Annotated in this window: 16 protein-coding genes; 9 read left to right on the top strand and 7 right to left on the bottom strand. The window is 60.4% G+C overall.

Going from position 1 to position 15,825, the window contains the following annotated elements; genetic code table 11:
* From hflK to ACUTJJ_RS12795, 4 genes are all read left to right on the top strand, one after another.
* Window positions 1-942, top strand: a 942-nt coding sequence (gene hflK, locus ACUTJJ_RS12810) for an FtsH protease activity modulator HflK (RefSeq protein WP_445542414.1), incomplete at its 5' end; no start/stop codon positions are given.
* A gap of 1 nt (window position 943) precedes the next feature.
* A complete protein-coding gene (gene hflC, locus ACUTJJ_RS12805) occupies window positions 944-1,879 on the top strand; it encodes a protease modulator HflC (RefSeq protein ID WP_063949282.1) in 936 nt (311 codons plus the stop codon).
* A gap of 192 nt (window positions 1,880-2,071) precedes the next feature.
* Window positions 2,072-3,616 (top strand): Do family serine endopeptidase, encoded by a 1,545-nt coding sequence (locus tag ACUTJJ_RS12800; protein ID WP_296069133.1) that lies wholly within the window; start codon window positions 2,072-2,074, stop codon window positions 3,614-3,616.
* A gap of 89 nt (window positions 3,617-3,705) precedes the next feature.
* Window positions 3,706-4,455 carry an SDR family oxidoreductase gene (locus ACUTJJ_RS12795; protein WP_445542413.1) on the top strand — a complete coding sequence of 250 codons (750 nt, stop codon included), beginning with the start codon at window positions 3,706-3,708 and terminating at the stop codon, window positions 4,453-4,455.
* A gap of 26 nt (window positions 4,456-4,481) precedes the next feature.
* On the opposite strand, the gene ACUTJJ_RS12790 is transcribed toward ACUTJJ_RS12795, so the two are convergent.
* Window positions 4,482-5,045 carry a GNAT family N-acetyltransferase gene (locus ACUTJJ_RS12790; protein WP_063949279.1) on the bottom strand — a complete coding sequence of 188 codons (564 nt, stop codon included), beginning with the start codon at window positions 5,043-5,045 and terminating at the stop codon, window positions 4,482-4,484.
* Window positions 5,042-5,932 carry a phosphoserine phosphatase SerB gene (gene serB, locus ACUTJJ_RS12785; protein WP_445542412.1) on the bottom strand — a complete coding sequence of 297 codons (891 nt, stop codon included), beginning with the start codon at window positions 5,930-5,932 and terminating at the stop codon, window positions 5,042-5,044. Before serB ends, ACUTJJ_RS12790 begins: the two co-directional genes overlap by 4 nt.
* Between serB and miaA the strand changes: the two genes are divergently transcribed.
* The gene (miaA, locus tag ACUTJJ_RS12780; protein ID WP_445542411.1) at window positions 5,931-6,827 is read left to right on the top strand and encodes a tRNA (adenosine(37)-N6)-dimethylallyltransferase MiaA; all 897 of its coding nucleotides are present in this window, start codon (window positions 5,931-5,933) and stop codon (window positions 6,825-6,827) included. The two genes, serB and miaA, sit on opposite strands and share 2 nt — an antisense overlap.
* A 6-nt stretch (window positions 6,828-6,833) precedes the next feature.
* On the opposite strand, the gene ACUTJJ_RS12775 is transcribed toward miaA, so the two are convergent.
* Complete coding sequence (locus ACUTJJ_RS12775) at window positions 6,834-8,840, bottom strand: ATP-binding protein (RefSeq protein ID WP_445542410.1); 2,007 nt, start codon at window positions 8,838-8,840, stop codon at window positions 6,834-6,836.
* A gap of 381 nt (window positions 8,841-9,221) precedes the next feature.
* Between ACUTJJ_RS12775 and ACUTJJ_RS12770 the strand changes: the two genes are divergently transcribed.
* The 3 genes from ACUTJJ_RS12770 to ACUTJJ_RS12760 all read left to right on the top strand — a co-directional run bounded on the left by ACUTJJ_RS12770 (window position 9,222) and on the right by ACUTJJ_RS12760 (window position 12,375).
* Window positions 9,222-11,015: an acetolactate synthase 3 large subunit gene (locus tag ACUTJJ_RS12770; RefSeq protein ID WP_445542409.1), complete on the top strand. Its 1,794-nt coding sequence runs from the start codon at window positions 9,222-9,224 to the stop codon at window positions 11,013-11,015.
* 19 nt (window positions 11,016-11,034) lie between these two features.
* Window positions 11,035-11,607: an acetolactate synthase small subunit gene (gene ilvN / locus ACUTJJ_RS12765; RefSeq protein WP_063949275.1), complete on the top strand. Its 573-nt coding sequence runs from the start codon at window positions 11,035-11,037 to the stop codon at window positions 11,605-11,607.
* A gap of 84 nt (window positions 11,608-11,691) precedes the next feature.
* Window positions 11,692-12,375 carry an SDR family NAD(P)-dependent oxidoreductase gene (locus tag ACUTJJ_RS12760; RefSeq protein WP_144577427.1) on the top strand — a complete coding sequence of 228 codons (684 nt, stop codon included), beginning with the start codon at window positions 11,692-11,694 and terminating at the stop codon, window positions 12,373-12,375.
* Between the two features lie 83 nt (window positions 12,376-12,458).
* Here ACUTJJ_RS12760 and ACUTJJ_RS12755 read toward each other — a convergent pair whose 3' ends face one another.
* Window positions 12,459-13,304, bottom strand: coding sequence for an aldo/keto reductase (locus ACUTJJ_RS12755; RefSeq protein ID WP_296069326.1), 846 nt, complete (start codon window positions 13,302-13,304; stop codon window positions 12,459-12,461).
* Window positions 13,305-13,468: 164 nt separating this feature from the next.
* On the opposite strand from ACUTJJ_RS12755, the gene ACUTJJ_RS12750 reads away from it, so the two are divergent.
* Window positions 13,469-14,062 carry a LysE family translocator gene (locus ACUTJJ_RS12750; protein ID WP_445542408.1) on the top strand — a complete coding sequence of 198 codons (594 nt, stop codon included), beginning with the start codon at window positions 13,469-13,471 and terminating at the stop codon, window positions 14,060-14,062.
* Window positions 14,063-14,067: 5 nt separating this feature from the next.
* On the opposite strand, the gene ACUTJJ_RS12745 is transcribed toward ACUTJJ_RS12750, so the two are convergent.
* From ACUTJJ_RS12745 to ACUTJJ_RS12735, 3 genes are read right to left on the bottom strand one after another with little or no spacing between them, the layout of a single operon-like run.
* Window positions 14,068-14,856 (bottom strand): anti-sigma factor family protein, encoded by a 789-nt coding sequence (locus tag ACUTJJ_RS12745; protein ID WP_445542407.1) that lies wholly within the window; start codon window positions 14,854-14,856, stop codon window positions 14,068-14,070.
* Window positions 14,853-15,410 carry an RNA polymerase sigma factor gene (locus ACUTJJ_RS12740; RefSeq protein WP_209087621.1) on the bottom strand — a complete coding sequence of 186 codons (558 nt, stop codon included), beginning with the start codon at window positions 15,408-15,410 and terminating at the stop codon, window positions 14,853-14,855. The genes ACUTJJ_RS12745 and ACUTJJ_RS12740 overlap by 4 nt, the downstream gene beginning before the upstream one ends.
* A complete protein-coding gene (locus ACUTJJ_RS12735; protein ID WP_063949269.1) occupies window positions 15,394-15,774 on the bottom strand; it encodes a COG4315 family predicted lipoprotein in 381 nt (126 codons plus the stop codon). Before ACUTJJ_RS12735 ends, ACUTJJ_RS12740 begins: the two co-directional genes overlap by 17 nt.
* Window positions 15,775-15,825: the final 51 nt, after the last annotated feature.

Raw genomic sequence — 15,825 nt, 5'->3', positions numbered from 1 at the left:
TTCAAGAATGTGCTGCCCGGCGGTTTCAATGGCGGCGTTGTCGCCATCGTGGTTCTTGTCGTTCTGGTTTTTATCGGCATTCAGTCCATCTACACCGTCCAGCCGGACGAGCGCGGCGTCGAGCTGCGTTTCGGCCGTCCCAAGGACGAAATCTCGATGCCGGGCCTGCATTTCCATCTCTGGCCGATCGAGACGGTGGAAATCGTCAAGGTCACGGAGCAGCAGCAGAATATCGGCTCGCGTGCGTCTTCGTCGTCATCCAGCGGCGTGATGCTGACCGGCGACCAGAACATCGTCAACGTCCAGTTCTCGGTGCTCTACACGGTCTCCGATCCGAAATCCTATCTCTTCAACGTCGACACGCCGGCTGAAACCCTGCAGCAGGTTTCCGAAAGCGCCATGCGCGAGGTCGTCGGTCGTCGTCCGGCACAGGATATTTTCCGCGATAACCGTCAGGCGATTGCGGCCGATGTGCGCAGCATCATCCAGTCCACGATGGACGGTTATGGCGCCGGCATCTCCATCAATGCCGTGGCTATTGAAGATGCAGCTCCGCCGCGTGAAGTGGCCGACGCCTTCGATGAAGTGCAGCGTGCCGAACAGGACGAAGATCGTTTCGTTCAGGAAGCCAACCAGTACGCCAACCAGAAGCTCGGTGCCGCGCGCGGTCAGGCCGCGCAGATTCTCGAAGAAGCGAACGCCTATAAGTCGCGCGTCGTTAACGAGGCACAGGGTGAAGCGCAGCGTTTTGTTTCGATCTATGACCAATATCGCACGGCGCCTGACGTGACCCGTCAGCGCATGTTCCTCGAAACGATGGAACAGGTCCTCAAGGGCTCGAACAAGATCATCATCGACGAGAAACAGGGCGTAGTGCCTTATCTGCCTCTGAACGAGATCATGCGCAACAATCCGGGCGCAGCACAGCAGGGAGGCAACTGATATGAGCAACCGTCTTACGGCCGTTCTCGTCGGTCTCGCCATCCTGCTTTTCCTGGGTTATTCCTCGATCTTCGTCGTCAATGAGCGCCAGCAGGCCATCGTGGTCCGCTTCGGTCAGATCCAGGACGTGAAAACGTCGCCGGGCCTGTACTTCAAGCTGCCCTTCGCCTTCATGGATGCCGATCGCGTCCAATATGTCGAAAACCGCGCGTTGCGTTTCGATCATGACAATATCCGCGTTCAGGTCTCCGGCGGTAAGTTCTACGAGGTCGATGCCTTCGTGGTCTATCGCATCACGGATGCGCGCCGCTTCCGCCAAACGGTGTCGGGCGACCAGATGTCTGCGGAATCGCGCCTGCGCACCCGCCTCGACGCCTCGCTGCGCCGGGTCTACGGTTTGCGCGGCTTTGAATCGGCGCTGTCGGATGCACGCGCGTCGATGATGCAGGAAGTTCGCGACGATCTGCGCCCCGATGCGGAATCGCTCGGCATCAGCATTGTGGATGTCCGCATCCGCCGTACCGACCTGACGCAGGAAGTCTCGCAGCAGACATTCGAGCGCATGAAGTCGGAACGTCTGGCCGAGGCCGAACTGATCCGCGCCCGCGGTAACGAAGAAGCGCAGCGTCGCCGCGCCATCGCCGACCGTCAGGTCGTGGAACTGGAATCCGACGCTCGTCGCCAGTCCGAAGTGCTGCGCGGTGAAGGCGATGCCGAGCGTAACAAGGTGTTCGGCGAGGCCTTCCAGCGCGATCCCAACTTCTTCGAGTTCTACCGCTCGATGTCGGCCTATGCCAACGCGCTGAATGGCAACGGCACGACACTCGTCCTGTCGCCGGATTCGACCTTCTTCCGTTACTTCAACAACATCGACGGTGCGGCCCCCGCCGCTCCGGCAGCCCCTGCCGCTCCCGCGGCGCCAGCGCCGGCGAACTGATAACGGATCGATTGATTTTGGAGGGGCCGGTTTTTACCGGCCCTTTCTTTTTGGTCAGATTTCGTGCCAAAGCTGTGGTCAGGGGCATGGCGTCCACGCCTGTTCACGAAAAGGTATTTTTACACTTCATCATTCCGCCTTATGCTTTGACGATATATGCAGGGCATGACGATTTGAAACGCGAGGACGCTTATGGCCGTGACCCTTCTTTCGCCCTTTCGCAGCAGCATTGCCGCAGTCGCGGGCATCGCGCTCATGGCGGGCAGCCTTGCGGTGCCGGTTGCGGCAAGAGCGCAGAGCCATGGGCCGGAATCGGTCGCTGATCTGGCCGCGCCGCTGCTCGATGCGGTGGTAAATATTTCCACCTCGCAGAACGTCAAGACAGAGGGCAAGGGCCCGGTTCCGCCGAAACTGCCTGAAGGTTCGCCCTTCCAGGAGTTCTTCAAGGACTATTTCGACAGCCAGAAGCCGGAAGGCGGCGAAAAGGTCAATTCGCTTGGCTCCGGTTTCGTGATCGACCCTGCCGGCTATGTTGTCACCAATAACCACGTGATCGAAGGCGCTGACGCCATCGAGGTGATTTTCCCGAATGGCTCCAAGCTCAAGGCGACACTGGTCGGCACCGATACCAAGACTGATCTTTCCGTCCTGAAGGTGGAGCCGAAGGCGCCGTTGAAGGCCGTCAAGTTCGGTGATTCGCGCAGCATGCGCATAGGCGATTGGGTGATGGCCGTTGGCAATCCCTTCGGTCTCGGAGGGTCGCTGACCGTGGGTGTGATTTCCGCGCGTGGCCGCAATATCAATGCCGGCCCCTATGATAATTTCATCCAGACGGATGCGGCCATCAACAAGGGTAACTCCGGTGGCCCGCTCTTCAACATGAAGGGCGAGGTGATCGGCATCAATACGGCGATCATTTCGCCGAGCGGCGGTTCGATCGGTATCGGGTTTGCCGTGCCGACGGAGCTTGCGCAGAATATCGTCCAGCAGCTCATCGAATTCGGCGAGACACGCCGCGGCTGGCTCGGCGTTCGTGTCCAGCCCGTCACAGATGACGTGGCCGCGAGCCTCGGTATGGATAGCGCCAAGGGCGCGCTCATTTCCGGCGTTGCGAAGGGTGGTCCGGTAGAGAACGGCCCAATTCAGGCCGGCGATGTTGTCCTGAAATTCGACGGCAAGGACATCAATGAAATGCGCGACCTGTTGCGCATCGTGGCGGAAAGCCCTGTGGGCAAGGAAGTCGACGTTGTCGTCTATCGCGACGGCAAGGAAGAGACCGTGAAGGTCAAGCTCGGCCAGTTGCAGGATACGACCGATGAGAAGGCGTCGGCCGAAGACCAGCAGAGCGAAGACGGCGATGGTGGCACGGTTGCCCCTGAAGACGACGATGGTGCCGACGATCAGGCGCAGGACCAGACGCCTGAAGTGCGCGAGGCACCGCAGACCGTCCTTGGCATGAATCTCGTGGTGCTCAGCAATGAGTTGCGCAGCGAAAAGGGCATTGCCGAAAGCGTGGAAGGGGTGCTGGTCGCCAGCGTCGAGCCCGGTTCCGCCGCCGAACAGAAGGGCATGAAGGCCGGCGACGTTATCGTCGAAGTTGGTCAGGATTTCATGGAAGTTCCAGGCGATGTGCTGGTGCGTGTCAACGGGCTGAAATCGGAAGGCCGCAAGAACGCCCATATGATGGTGGCGGATGCCCAGGGCAATCTGCGCGTTGTAGCGCTGCCGCTGGAATAGGCGATTTCAGCCCGGTCCATCAGGAATCGGGTGGCTGCGGCCTCGTCATCTCCCTATCCCTTGGCCTCCATTGAACGGAGGTCAAGGACATGAAACTACTCGACAATAAAGTCGCGATCATCATCGGTGCGTCGTCAGGAATAGGTCGCGCGACAGCGACGTTGTTTGCCGCCCAGGGCGCTGCCGTCGTCATCAATGCGCGCGGCGAGAAGGCGCTGGATGAGGTCGCTGACAAAATCAGTGGAGCCGGTGGCCGTGTGCACGCCGTTGCCGGTGACGCCGGTGTTGCGGAAACACATGCGCGGCTGGTGGATGCGGCCGCCAGCGTGTTCGGCGGGCTCGATATCGCCGTCAACAATGCCGGCGCCGTGGGTGCCCCGAAGCCGATGGCGGAGATTTCGCCTGAGGAATGGGCCTATGTCCTCAACGTCAACCTGACATCCGCCTTTCTGGGTGCGCGCTATCAGATCCCTGCGATGTTGCAGCGGGGCGGCGGATCTATTGTCTTCACCTCGAGCTTCGTCGGCACCAGCGTCGGTATACCGGGCATGTCGGCCTATGGTGCTGCGAAGGCGGGGTTGATGGGGCTGGTGAAGGGCATTACCGCCGACTATGCCACCAATGGCATTCGGGCCAATGCGCTGCTGCCCGGCGGTGTGGACACGCCCATGGCCGGGGATCAGGCGCAAAAGGAGTGGGCCGCCGGGCTGCATGCCATGAAACGCATCGCCGAGCCGGAAGAAATTGCGCAGGCGGCGCTCTTTCTCGCAAGCCCGATGGCAAGCTTCGTCGCAGGCGCGGCGCTGTTTGCCGATGGCGGCAATGCCGCGGTGAAATGACCGTCTGAAAAGGCGAGTCGGTGTCGTTATCGCGCCCGCCATTCCTCCAGCGTCAGCGCATAGGTCACGTGCGGCCGCAGATGCGGGTGGGTATCTTCCGGTACGCGCGGATGGTCGAAATCGCGCGACGGGTCGCGCTTCAGGCCGATGCGCTCCATCACTGCCGTCGAACGGTGGTTGTCGTGGACGGCGAAGGAGACGATTTCAGGCGTCTCCTTTTCATCGAAGGCCATGACGAGCAGCGATTGGGCGGCTTCGGTCACATAACCATGCCCCCAGAAGCGAGTAGCGAGCCGCCAGCCGATTTCCATCGTGCCGATCGGGAAGGGCGGATCGAGGTTCATGACGGGGGATATGCCGCAGAACCCCATGACTTCGCCGGTCTCGCGCAGTTCCATGGCGTAGAAGCCGTAACCGCTGCCGCGAATCATGCCGTTGATGGTTTCGAGCACCGCATCCGCTTCCGCGTGGCTTCGGCGGAAGGGGAAAAATTCCATGACCTTTTCATCCGCGTTGATTTCGCGGAACAGGTCGCGGTCGCTTTCCTTCCACTCGCGCAGAATGAGTCTCTCTGTCTCGCGAATGATCATGGAACGACGAAATCCGTCTTGCGATAGCCTTGAATGTATAGAAGCGCGGTGAGATCGCCGTGGTCGATGCGCATCTGCGCTTCGGCAGCGACGGCGGGCTTCGCATGCAGGGCAACGCCGGCACCGGCAACGTGCAGCATGCCGAGATCGTTGGCGCCGTCGCCGACTGCCATTGCCTCATCAGGCGAGATGCCGAGCTTTTCGGCAATGTCGGTCAGCGCATCCACCTTGGCCTGTTTGCCGAGGATGGGTTCGGCAACGGTACCGTCAAGTTCGCCATTGGCTTCACCCAGCAGATTGGCACGGTTTTCGTCAAAACCGAGCGTTGTGGCAACCCGGCTCGTGAAGACAGTGAAGCCGCCTGACACGAGGGCCGTGTAGTAGCCCTTCGCCTTCATGGTGGCGATGAGTTCCCTGCCACCCGGTGTCAGCGTGATGCGCTTTTCGATGACGTCGTCGATGACGGAGACAGGCAGGCCCTTTAACAGGGCGACGCGCTCGCGCAGCGCCGGCTCGAACGCGATCTCGCCGTTCATGGCGCGGGCGGTAATGGCGGACACCTCTTCCTTCAACCCGACTTCGGCCGCCAGTTCGTCGATACATTCCTGTTGGATCATGGTCGAATCCATATCGGCGATCAGCAGTTTCTTGCGCCGTTGATCCTGTTCCTGGATAACGATATCGATCGGCTTTCCGGCGAGCGTGGCGGCAATCGCGCCTCGCGCCTGCTCAGCCGCGGTGCCGGAGGACAGGGCGATATCGCAGGCGATGCCATCGGCCAGCCAATAGAGCCCGGATGCGCTCACCGCCTTTGCGGCCGCTTCGCCGAGGGCCGGTGTCAGAACGGGATTTGACGGATTGGCGATAAGCGTGGCAACGAGAGCCATGATGAAAAACCTTGATGAGAATTTTGATGCGATCCTGATAACCGGACCGACGGCAAGCGGCAAGTCCGCGCTTGCGCTTCGCTTAGCGCGGGAGCGGGATGGCGTCGTCATCAATGCCGACAGCATGCAGGTCTATGACACGCTGCGGGTGCTGACCGCCCGGCCATCCGAAGAGGAAATGGAAGGCGTGCCTCATCTGCTTTACGGCCATGTTCCGGCCAGCAGCCTCTATTCGACAGGCGAGTGGCTGCGGGACATTATAGCCCTCCTTGCCGATTTGCGCGGGCAGGGGCGCTTTCCGGTCATCGTCGGCGGCACGGGGCTTTATTTCAAGGCGCTGACGGGTGGCCTCTCCGACATGCCCGCCGTTCCCGATGACATTCGTGAAGGGCTGCGCGCCCGGTTGATCGAGGAGGGGGCGGCAAAACTTCACGCCGAATTGGTGAGCCGCGATCCGCCCATGGCGCAGACGCTCCAGCCGGGGGACGGGCAGCGCATCGTCCGGGCGCTGGAGGTGCTCGAGGCAACGGGGAAATCGATCCGGGATTTTCAGCAGGCGAAGGGACCGTTGATTGTCGATCCGGAGCGCGCCCAAAAAATCGTCGTTCTGCCGGAAAGGTCGGTGCTGCACGATCGCATCAATCGCCGCTTCGAGACCATGATGCAAAGCGGTGCGGTGGAGGAAGTGGAAGCGCTTCTCGCGCTTGACCTAGCGCCCGACGCAACGGCGATGAAGGCGATCGGGGTTGCCCAGATCGCCGATATGCTGGCCGGGCGCGTGGGTGAGGCGGAGGTGATCGAAAGATCGGCAGCGGCGACCCGCCAATATGCCAAACGGCAGATGACATGGTTTCGCAACCAGATGGGAGACGACTGGACGCGTATCCAACCGTAGGGCGGCTCAGTCCTTTCGGTAGAGACTGCCGAGTGGTTTTTTCAACAGGCTGTCGCGCAGCGAAGGGCGGCTCTCGGTTGGTGGCGGACCATTCTGCGCCTGCATCTGGAGGCTCGCCTTGCGAAGCTCGTTGACGGCGGTTGAAGCTAGATCGGTCTTGGACGGGCCTGTCGGCGGCGCGACTGTACGGCCGGGCAGCATGTCCGGCCGGTAGGGCTCGTGAGCGCCAGCGGTTGCGCCCAATTCCTGTTTCCAGCGGCTCACATCTGGCGGCTGCTGTGGCGCGGGCACCGGTTCCGGCAAATCAGGGAAGGAGGCTTCAAAGCTCTGCTGGAAACCGCTGATGACCGGCTTTGTCGTGGCGCGCATGCGGGTGACGATGCTGTTCAGGTCCACCGTGTCGGGCGTCTCGTTGGGCGCATGGCTGACCGCGCCGCTCGCCTTCGGCAACTTGGCTGTCGGCACGCGGTCGAAACGCATTCGCATCGGCACGCTGACGGCCTCGCCGAAAGCGATGGCTTCGCCGTTGCCGATGGACGATAAAAAGCTTGTGGTCGAGGTCGAGGCGTTCGGTACGGCCGACAGAATGATCTTCTGGTCGATCTCATTCGACAGCCGCATGGCAAAGACGGTCGAGCATTGCGACAGGATTGTCTGATCAAGCTCGCTTGGCCGCTGGCTGATGACGCCGAGCGAAATACCGTATTTGCGGCCCTCCTTGGCGATCTGGGCAATGGATTGCCGGGTCGGGAAGAAGCCGCGCTCCGGGTCTGCCGGCACATAACGATGCGCCTCTTCGCACACGACAAGCATATGCAGCGATCCTCGCGCGAGGACCGCCAGTTCAAACGACATGCGGCACAGGACCGAGACCACCGAGTTCACGACTTCGGAGGGAATGCCGGACAGCTGGAAAACGGAAATCGGCTTGCCATCGCCGGGAATGCGGAAAATATGTGCGACTGTCTCCAGAATGGTGTCGCTGATCGTGTTGCTGGAGAACATGAAGTTATAGCGCGGATCATTGATGGCCGAGAGGATGCGGCCTTTCAGCGATCGCAGCGCCGGTTTTTCGCCGCGTCCTTCCAGCCGGCCGATGCGCTCGTCGATGAGGGCGAGAAGATCGGCGATGCGATAGGGCACCGGCGTATCGGGTGTAATAGCACTTTTATCGGAAGTGCGTCGGACAGCGGACCCATCGGTGCCGCGAAACGCCTTCTTGGCTTCCGGAATGAGGTCACGGAGAAAATCCATTTCCTCCGGCACTGGCCTGCGGCCGCGGAATATGACCTCCGCAAATTCCTCGAGGCGCATCAGCCAGAAGGGCAGGTCCAGCGTGTCGGTGTCGATGACGACGGAATGGTCCGGGAAGGCGGCGGCAAATTCATTATGCGGATCGAGGATGAGGACGCGCAGTTTCGGGTCTGTTTCGATTGCCTTGTTCAGAAGCAGAGATACCGCTGTCGTCTTGCCCACGCCTGTCGATCCGACGACGGCGAAATGTTTTGACAGCATCTGCGGAATGTCGATGGCGGCATTGATGCTGTCGTCCTGGGTCAGTTTGCCGATCACGCAGGCATCACGGCGGCTGCTGTCGAAAATCTTGGTAAGATCCGTGGTGCGGATGCGGTGCGCCACCGCGCCGAGATAGGGGTAGCGGGAAATGCCCGTGGAGAAGCGCTCGCTGCCGTCCTCCGTGCGGTAGACCTCGCCGACCATTTCGACGTCGATCAGAAGCCTGTTCGGTCTGTCCGCCGCCCAAAATTCTTCGCTCGTGCGCATGGCGAAGACGAGGGCTGCGACGCGGCTCGTACCCATTTCAATGGAGATCAATCGACCGACGGACCAGAGTTGCGAGACATCCGTGGTACCCGCTTCCGTTTCCGCGGCGATCGTTGCGCGCGACCCGTCGCAGGCGATAACGCGGCCGAGCATGCGGTTCGCCGGCTGCTCGCCGGATCGCCGTTCGTTTTCGCCCATGCGGGACGCGCTATGAAACGTGTCGTTCGTCACATCTTTTCCCGTGACATGCGGATGATCGCGGTGGTTCGGGCAACAGTCGCCCTCCTGATATAGACGATTATGCTTAACAACATGTGTACTTGCCGTATTCGAAAATTTCGTGGGGGTGCGATTTAAAGTAATAAAAGAAGGCGACGGCGATTTTTTCCCGCAAAATGCGTTGACGGCTGGGGCTTTTGTAGCTAACACTCCGGCCCATGAAAAATCTTAACGTACTTATCGTGGTGGGACGGCGCATGGGCAGGATGGTGTAACCATCCGGCGAAAGCACCCATGCGCTGAACGAGGCTCCTCTAGGGGCCTTTTTTTATGTCTTCAAACAGGCCCTCGGGCTCCTCGATATCCAAAGCCAAAGCGGGATGGAAACAGGCAATGACGGATAAGGACAATACGGAAAACAGCAATCGCATGACAGGTGCGGAGATCGTTCTGCAGGCGCTGAAGGACAATGGCGTCGAGCACATCTTCGGTTATCCCGGCGGTGCCGTTCTTCCGATCTATGACGAGATTTTCCAGCAGGAAGACATCCAGCACATTCTCGTGCGCCACGAGCAGGGCGCCGGCCACGCGGCCGAAGGTTATGCCCGCTCGACCGGCAAGGTCGGCGTCATGCTCGTCACCTCCGGTCCCGGCGCGACCAATGCGGTCACACCGCTGCAGGATGCGCTGATGGATTCCATTCCGCTCGTCTGCCTGTCCGGCCAGGTTCCCACCACGCTGATCGGCTCGGATGCGTTTCAGGAATGCGATACCGTCGGCATCACACGCCCCTGCACGAAGCACAACTGGCTGGTCAAGGACGTCAACGAGCTGGCTGGCATCATCCATGAGGCTTTCCGCATTGCGCAGACCGGCCGTCCGGGTCCTGTTGTTGTCGATATTCCGAAGGACATCCAGTTCGCCACCGGCACCTATACGCCGCCTTCCGCCGCCATTCAGCAGAAGAGCTACAAGCCGAAGGTTCAGGGCGACCTCAATGCCATCCATGCCGCCATCGAATTGATGTCCAAGGCAAAGAAGCCGGTTTTCTATACCGGCGGCGGCGTCATCAATTCCGGCCCGGAAGCCACCCGCCTGCTGCGCGAACTGGTCGAGCTGACCGGCTTTCCGATCACTTCGACGTTGATGGGCCTCGGCGCCTATCCGGCTTCCGGCAAGAACTGGCTCGGCATGCTGGGCATGCACGGTTCCTACGAAGCCAATATGACGATGCATGATTGTGACGTTCTCGTCTGCGTCGGCGCGCGTTTCGACGACCGGATTACCGGCCGTATCAACGCCTTCTCGCCGAATTCGAAGAAGATCCACATCGATATCGATCCGTCCTCGATCAACAAGACGGTTCGCGTCGACGTTCCCATCATCGGTGATGTCAGCCACGTTCTGGAAGATATGGTTCGCTTGTGGCGCGCCCTGCCGAAGAAGCCGGAGAAGGCGCAGACGGCGGATTGGTGGGCGCAGATCGAACGCTGGCGCGCCCGCAACTCCTTCGCCTACAAGAACTCAAACGATGTCATCATGCCGCAATATGCGCTGCAGCGGCTTTATGAGGCATCGAAGGGACGCGACACCTACGTTACCACGGAAGTTGGCCAGCATCAGATGTGGGCGGCGCAGTTCTTCGGTTTCGAGGAGCCTAACCACTGGATGACCTCGGGCGGTCTCGGCACGATGGGTTATGGCCTGCCGGCCGCCATCGGCGTTCAGGTTGCGCATCCCGATGCGCTGGTTATCGACATTGCCGGTGACGCCTCTATTCAGATGTGCATTCAGGAAATGTCCTGCGCCATCCAATACGGCCTGCCGGTGAAGATCTTCATTCTCAATAACCAGTATATGGGCATGGTGCGGCAGTGGCAGCAGCTGCTGCACGGCAACCGCCTGTCCAACTCCTATACCGAAGCCATGCCCGATTTCGTCAAGCTGGCGGAAGCCTATGGCGCGGTTGGCATGTATTGCGACGACCCGAAAGAGCTGGACGACAAGATTGCCGAGATGATCGCGGTCAAGAAGCCGGTTATCTTCGATTGCCGTGTTGCCAACCTTGCCAATTGCTTCCCGATGATCCCGTCTGGTAAAGCCCATAACGAGATGCTGTTGCCGGATGAGGCGACGGATGAAGCGGTCGCCAACGCCATTGACGCCAAGGGCCGTCAGCTAGTCTGAGCCGGGAGAGGAAAAGGACATGAACGCACACCTACAACCCACCGGCTCCGCCTACTTCATTCAGAAGGAAACGGCTGCCGTCGAAAACCACACGCTGTCGGTTCTCGTCAGCAACGAGCCGGGCGTTCTCGCCCGGGTCATCGGCCTGTTTTCCGGCCGTGGCTACAACATCGAAAGCCTGACGGTTTCGGAAACGGAACATGAGGCGCATCTGTCGCGCATCACCATCGTGACGCGCGGCACGCCTATCGTGCTGGAGCAGATCAAGGCGCAGCTGGAACGGATCGTGCCGGTGCACCGGGTTCTCGACCTGACGGTTCGCGCCCGCGAACTCGGGCAGGAGCGGCCAATCGAGCGGGAAGTGGCGCTGATCAAGGTTGCCGGCACCGGTGAAGTGCGCGCCGAGGCGTTGCGGCTTGCCGATGCGTTTCAGGCCAAGGTCGTGGATGCGACGGTGGAGCACTTCATCTTCGAAATCACCGGCAAGTCGTCGAAGATCGACCAGTTCGTGGCCATCATCAAGCCGCTCGGGCTGATCGAAATCTGCCGCACCGGCATTGCCGCGATGAACCGCGGCCCACAGGGCATGTAAAGCCTCGGCGTTCGATGAAACAAAGGACCGCCTCGTGCATTTGCCGGGGCGGTTTTTTATTACCCTTGATGCGAGGAGAAGCGGATGACGAAAAAGCGTGCAATCGTCACAGGCGGAGCAGGACTGATTGGCTCGGCCATATGCGAAACCCTTTTCAGCAAAGGTTGGGACGTCGCTTCCTTCGATCTAAAAAAGGATGAAGCCCCGTATCGGTCCCTCGAGTGTGACGTTGCGGATGAGCAGGCGGTCGACCAGGCATTCAAAGCGCTCGAATGGGATAAGCTCGATTTGCTCGTCAACAATGCCGGCATCGCCAACCCTGATAACGGACCCATTCACGAGATGGCCTTGGCTGACTGGCGAAAGATCACCGACAGTCACCTGACGAGCGCCTTTCTAATGACCCGACGCGCGGTGCCGCTGATGCGGGAGGGTGCGAGCATCGTCAACATGGTCTCGACACGCGCTTTCATGTCGGAGCCGCAGACCGAGGCCTATGCGGCATCGAAGGGAGGCCTGACGGGGATGACACATGCCCTCGCAATCAGCCTTGGGCCGAGCATCCGCGTCAATGCAATCGCGCCGGGATGGATCGCCGACGATAAAAAGTTGCGTGCCAAGGATCACCAACAGCATCCGGTGGGCAGAGTGGGGAGAGGGAAGGACATCGCAGATGCGGTGCTTTATCTTGCCGATGCGGGCTTCATGACGGGGCAGGTCCTCGTCCTTGACGGTGGCATGACCAGGAAGATGATCTACGAGGAGTGAGCCGCTTTGCCGTCAGCGGCTCTTGTGAAACTGATTCAGCTCTTTCGGAAACCGATTCCGGATTACGCTTCAAGTCGTTGTTATCACAGCATTTCCAGCGATGTCTTGCGTGTCGGCGGCGGGAAGGCTGCGTCGAGGGCTGCCCAGTCTTCATCGGTGATTTCCAGGTCCGTCGCACCCCGGTTTTCCTCGACGCGGGAGACGCTGGCGGATTTCGGAATGGCGATGACGCCGTCTCTTTCGAGAAGAAAGGCCAGAGCCAGCTGGGCAGGAGTTGCCTGATACGCCTTGGCGATGCGGATCAGTTCGTGGTTCTTCAGGATGCGGCCCTGCTCGATGGGGGAATAGGCCATCAGCGGTACACCATGCTCCTGGCACCAAGGCAGCAGTGAGAACTCGGGACCGCGCCGGGAGAGATTGTAGAGCACCTGATTGGCGGCGCAGTTGCGCCCCTCTGGAACCGCAAAAAGCTCCTGCATGTCTTCGGTATCGAAATTGGAAACGCCCCAGTCGCCGATCTTGCCATCCCGTTTGAGCCGCTCGAAGGCAGATACGGTTTCCGCCAGCGGATGCTCGCCGCGCCAGTGCAGCAGGTAGAGATCGATGCGGTCGGTGCCGAGCCTTGCGAGGCTGCGTTCGCATGCGTCGACAACGCCCCTTGCGCTGGCGTTCCAGGGGTAGACCTTGGTGACGAGAAACACCTCGTCGCGACGGCCGGCGATTGCCGCGCCGACAACCTCTTCCGACCTGCCGTCAGCGTACATTTCGGCGGTGTCGACGAGTGTCATGCCGAGGTCGATCGCCTTGCGGATGCTTTCTATCTCCTGCCGCTCGGATGATCTTGTTTCCCCCATGTTCCAGGTGCCGAGGCCAAGAGCCGGAACCTGCTTGCCAGAGGGCAGGGTGACGGAGGGAATGTCGTCATACATGGGTGTGCTCCAGCGCGTGATGATCGGACGATAATTCATTGTCGCGACTTCTCAAACCCGGCAGGGGAAGGATCGATCCATCAAAAAATTTGACCGCGGTCATCGATCCGGCTGGCTGGTCTGATGCTGGTGGCGTGGGTAGGGTTTCGTTTCAAGGAGAAACCATGACCGTTGAAACCTTCATTGCGCTGGTGCTGTTTGCCTTCACCACCTCGATCACCCCGGGGCCGAACAATATGATGCTGTTCGCATCAGGCGTGAATTTCGGGTTCCGCCGCACCATCCCCCATATGCTTGGCATCGGGGTGGGGTTCCTGTCGCTGCTGATCGGCGTCGGCCTCGGTCTTGGCGCCCTGCTGCATTCCGTGCCGGCGCTTTATACGGGGCTGAAATTCGCGGGCGGACTTTATCTCGTCTGGATCGCGTGGAAGATTGGCACCTCGCGCAGTTTCGGCGAAGGTTCTGCTGCGTCCGAGCCGATGAGTTTCCTTGCCGCTGCCGCCTTTCAGTGGCTCAACCCGAAAGCCTGGGTGATGGCCGTTACCGCCATGGCGACCTACACCAGCGAGACCCAATATTTCCTGACGGTTCTGATCGTTGGCCTCGCTTTTGCTGCAGTCAACCTGCCGAGTGTTTCGACCTGGGCTGGTTTCGGCTCTGCCCTTCGCGACTGGCTGTCGGTGCCGGTGCGGCTTAAATGGTTCAACATCACCATGGCCGTGCTGCTCGTCGTCAGCCTCTGGCCGATGCTGAAGTAGCATCCTTACGTCGGAAACTGCCGGTAACATTCCTCGGCAATGGCCTGCACCTCCTTACGCGTCAGTTCGGCCGATACGGCGTAACCCAGTTCATTGTCGATCCAGTAGAAGGTCTCGATCCCGTCCGCGCTCGCCATGCGGAAGCTCGTGGTGCGGCTCTCCTCGTTATGGCCGATCAGCACCGTCACCCGCCGGCCGGTCTTGTCCTGATACATCAGCATCGCGCCCGGCTTGCCGCTGACGGGGATGAGGCGTCCTCCGACGAGGTCATAGCCGAGCTTCGACAGATCGGGGATGGCGAATGGATAACCCAGCCGCTTGCCAAGCCATGTGGCGAGATGCTGCTGCTCTCCAGCGCCCACCTCGACCGGATGACGCACCTCGCTCGCGTAAATGAGATAGGCGGATTTCGCCTGCGAGGGAATATCCGTTGTCGCGGCCGCGAGGGTGACGTCCTGTGGCGTCGAGAAAGACGCCGGCAGGAGCCTGCCTGCCGCAGCGCCCGCCACGAAAATCATCAGCCCTGCTGCGATCTTGACGAGCGCCGGCTTCAGCCGCGCGGCATTGTTCGCGGCTGGCGGGTTGAGCATCGATACGTCCCGTGGATGGGTCGTGGCGTAGGCGGTGAAGGCGTTGCGGAGAATATCGGCCTGCTTCTGCCATTCCTCCACACGGATGCGTTCTTCCGGCCTTTCGCTGAGCCAGGCTTCGACAGCAGCGCGATCTTCGTCGGACAGAAGCCCGTCGACATAGGCGTGCAGATCGTCCTGGCTAATGGCCTCTCGCCGGTTCATCGTGGTCTCCGCAGGGGTATGATGTTATCCGCCGCCAGGTGCTGGCGAAGGGTTTCTCGGGCACGCGACAATCTGGACATGACGGTGCCGAGCGGGATGGACAGCGTCTCGGCCGCCTCCTGATAGGTGTAGCCCTCCACTGTCACCAGCATCAGCACCGCCCGCATCTCTGGCGAAAGAAGCGCGAGCGCGCCGTGCAGACGATCGTTCTCCAAAGTGTCGGAAAACGCGTCCGTGCCAGCGATGCTCTCGTGGCCGTCGAGGCTCTCGGACGGGTGACGTTTCTCGGCGCGGTGGCGGTTGCGATAAAGATTCGTCATTATCGTGTAAGCCCATGTTTTCAAACCGGTTCCGCGCCATTGCCTCTTGTTGGCGAGCGCCTTTTCCACGCATTCCTGCAGGAGGTCCTCACCATCGGCATCGGAGCTGGAAAGGCTGCGGGAATAACGGCGCAGCATGGGAATGAGGGCCAGCATCTCCGCTTCGAAGGTGCCGGCTGCGGGGGAGAGGCTCCCCCGCGCTTTTCCAGTCATGCCGTCAGGGTTTTGCGGCATCCCAGACACCATTCACGCCGTCGCCGGTGGCATCGCCCTTTTTCATGTCCTTGACCCAGTAATAAAGCGGCATGCCGTCCTTGGCCCACTGCATCTTGCCATCCTTGCGCTTCACGAGCGAGTAAGCTCCCTCGGCCTTGTCGCTGGCTGCCGCGAAAAACGGCGGCCAGTTCGCGGCGCACTTGTCGTAACAATTGGATACGCCCTTCTTGTCATTCTTGAAAGTGTAGAGCGTCATGCCTTTTTCGCCTGCGAGCACATTGCCCTTGGCGGTCTTGACCGTTTCCACCGCGGGAGCGGCATAGGCCGTTCCGGCAAAGGCCAGAACGATGGCGGGGACGATAAAGCGGATTTTCATGGACATATCCTCCTTGGGTTCAGACGGGCTCAAGCCGCCAGCACATCAAGAGACACC

This window comes from Agrobacterium sp. DKPNP3, from assembly GCF_052686535.1.
This window is presented reverse-complemented; position numbering and strand designations above follow the sequence as displayed.

Excerpts from the sequence above, each read along its gene's own strand:
- ACUTJJ_RS12735 (WP_063949269.1), bottom strand. The coding sequence starts at position 15,774 with ATGTCCATGAAAATCCGCTTTATCGTCCCCGCCATCGTTCTGGCCTTT.
- ACUTJJ_RS12755 (WP_296069326.1), bottom strand. The coding sequence starts at position 13,304 with ATGTATGACGACATTCCCTCCGTCACCCTGCCCTCTGGCAAGCAGGTT.
- ACUTJJ_RS12760 (WP_144577427.1), top strand. The coding sequence starts at position 11,692 with ATGACGAAAAAGCGTGCAATCGTCACAGGCGGAGCAGGACTGATTGGC.
- miaA (WP_445542411.1), top strand. The coding sequence starts at position 5,931 with ATGATGAAAAACCTTGATGAGAATTTTGATGCGATCCTGATAACCGGA.
- ACUTJJ_RS12795 (WP_445542413.1), top strand. The coding sequence starts at position 3,706 with ATGAAACTACTCGACAATAAAGTCGCGATCATCATCGGTGCGTCGTCA.
- ACUTJJ_RS12750 (WP_445542408.1), top strand. The coding sequence starts at position 13,469 with ATGACCGTTGAAACCTTCATTGCGCTGGTGCTGTTTGCCTTCACCACC.
- ACUTJJ_RS12745 (WP_445542407.1), bottom strand. The coding sequence starts at position 14,856 with ATGAACCGGCGAGAGGCCATTAGCCAGGACGATCTGCACGCCTATGTC.
- hflC (WP_063949282.1), top strand. The coding sequence starts at position 944 with ATGAGCAACCGTCTTACGGCCGTTCTCGTCGGTCTCGCCATCCTGCTT.
- serB (WP_445542412.1), bottom strand. The coding sequence starts at position 5,932 with ATGGCTCTCGTTGCCACGCTTATCGCCAATCCGTCAAATCCCGTTCTG.
- ilvN (WP_063949275.1), top strand. The coding sequence starts at position 11,035 with ATGAACGCACACCTACAACCCACCGGCTCCGCCTACTTCATTCAGAAG.
- ACUTJJ_RS12790 (WP_063949279.1), bottom strand. The coding sequence starts at position 5,045 with ATGATCATTCGCGAGACAGAGAGACTCATTCTGCGCGAGTGGAAGGAA.
- ACUTJJ_RS12800 (WP_296069133.1), top strand. The coding sequence starts at position 2,072 with ATGGCCGTGACCCTTCTTTCGCCCTTTCGCAGCAGCATTGCCGCAGTC.
- ACUTJJ_RS12740 (WP_209087621.1), bottom strand. The coding sequence starts at position 15,410 with ATGCCGCAAAACCCTGACGGCATGACTGGAAAAGCGCGGGGGAGCCTC.
- ACUTJJ_RS12770 (WP_445542409.1), top strand. The coding sequence starts at position 9,222 with ATGACGGATAAGGACAATACGGAAAACAGCAATCGCATGACAGGTGCG.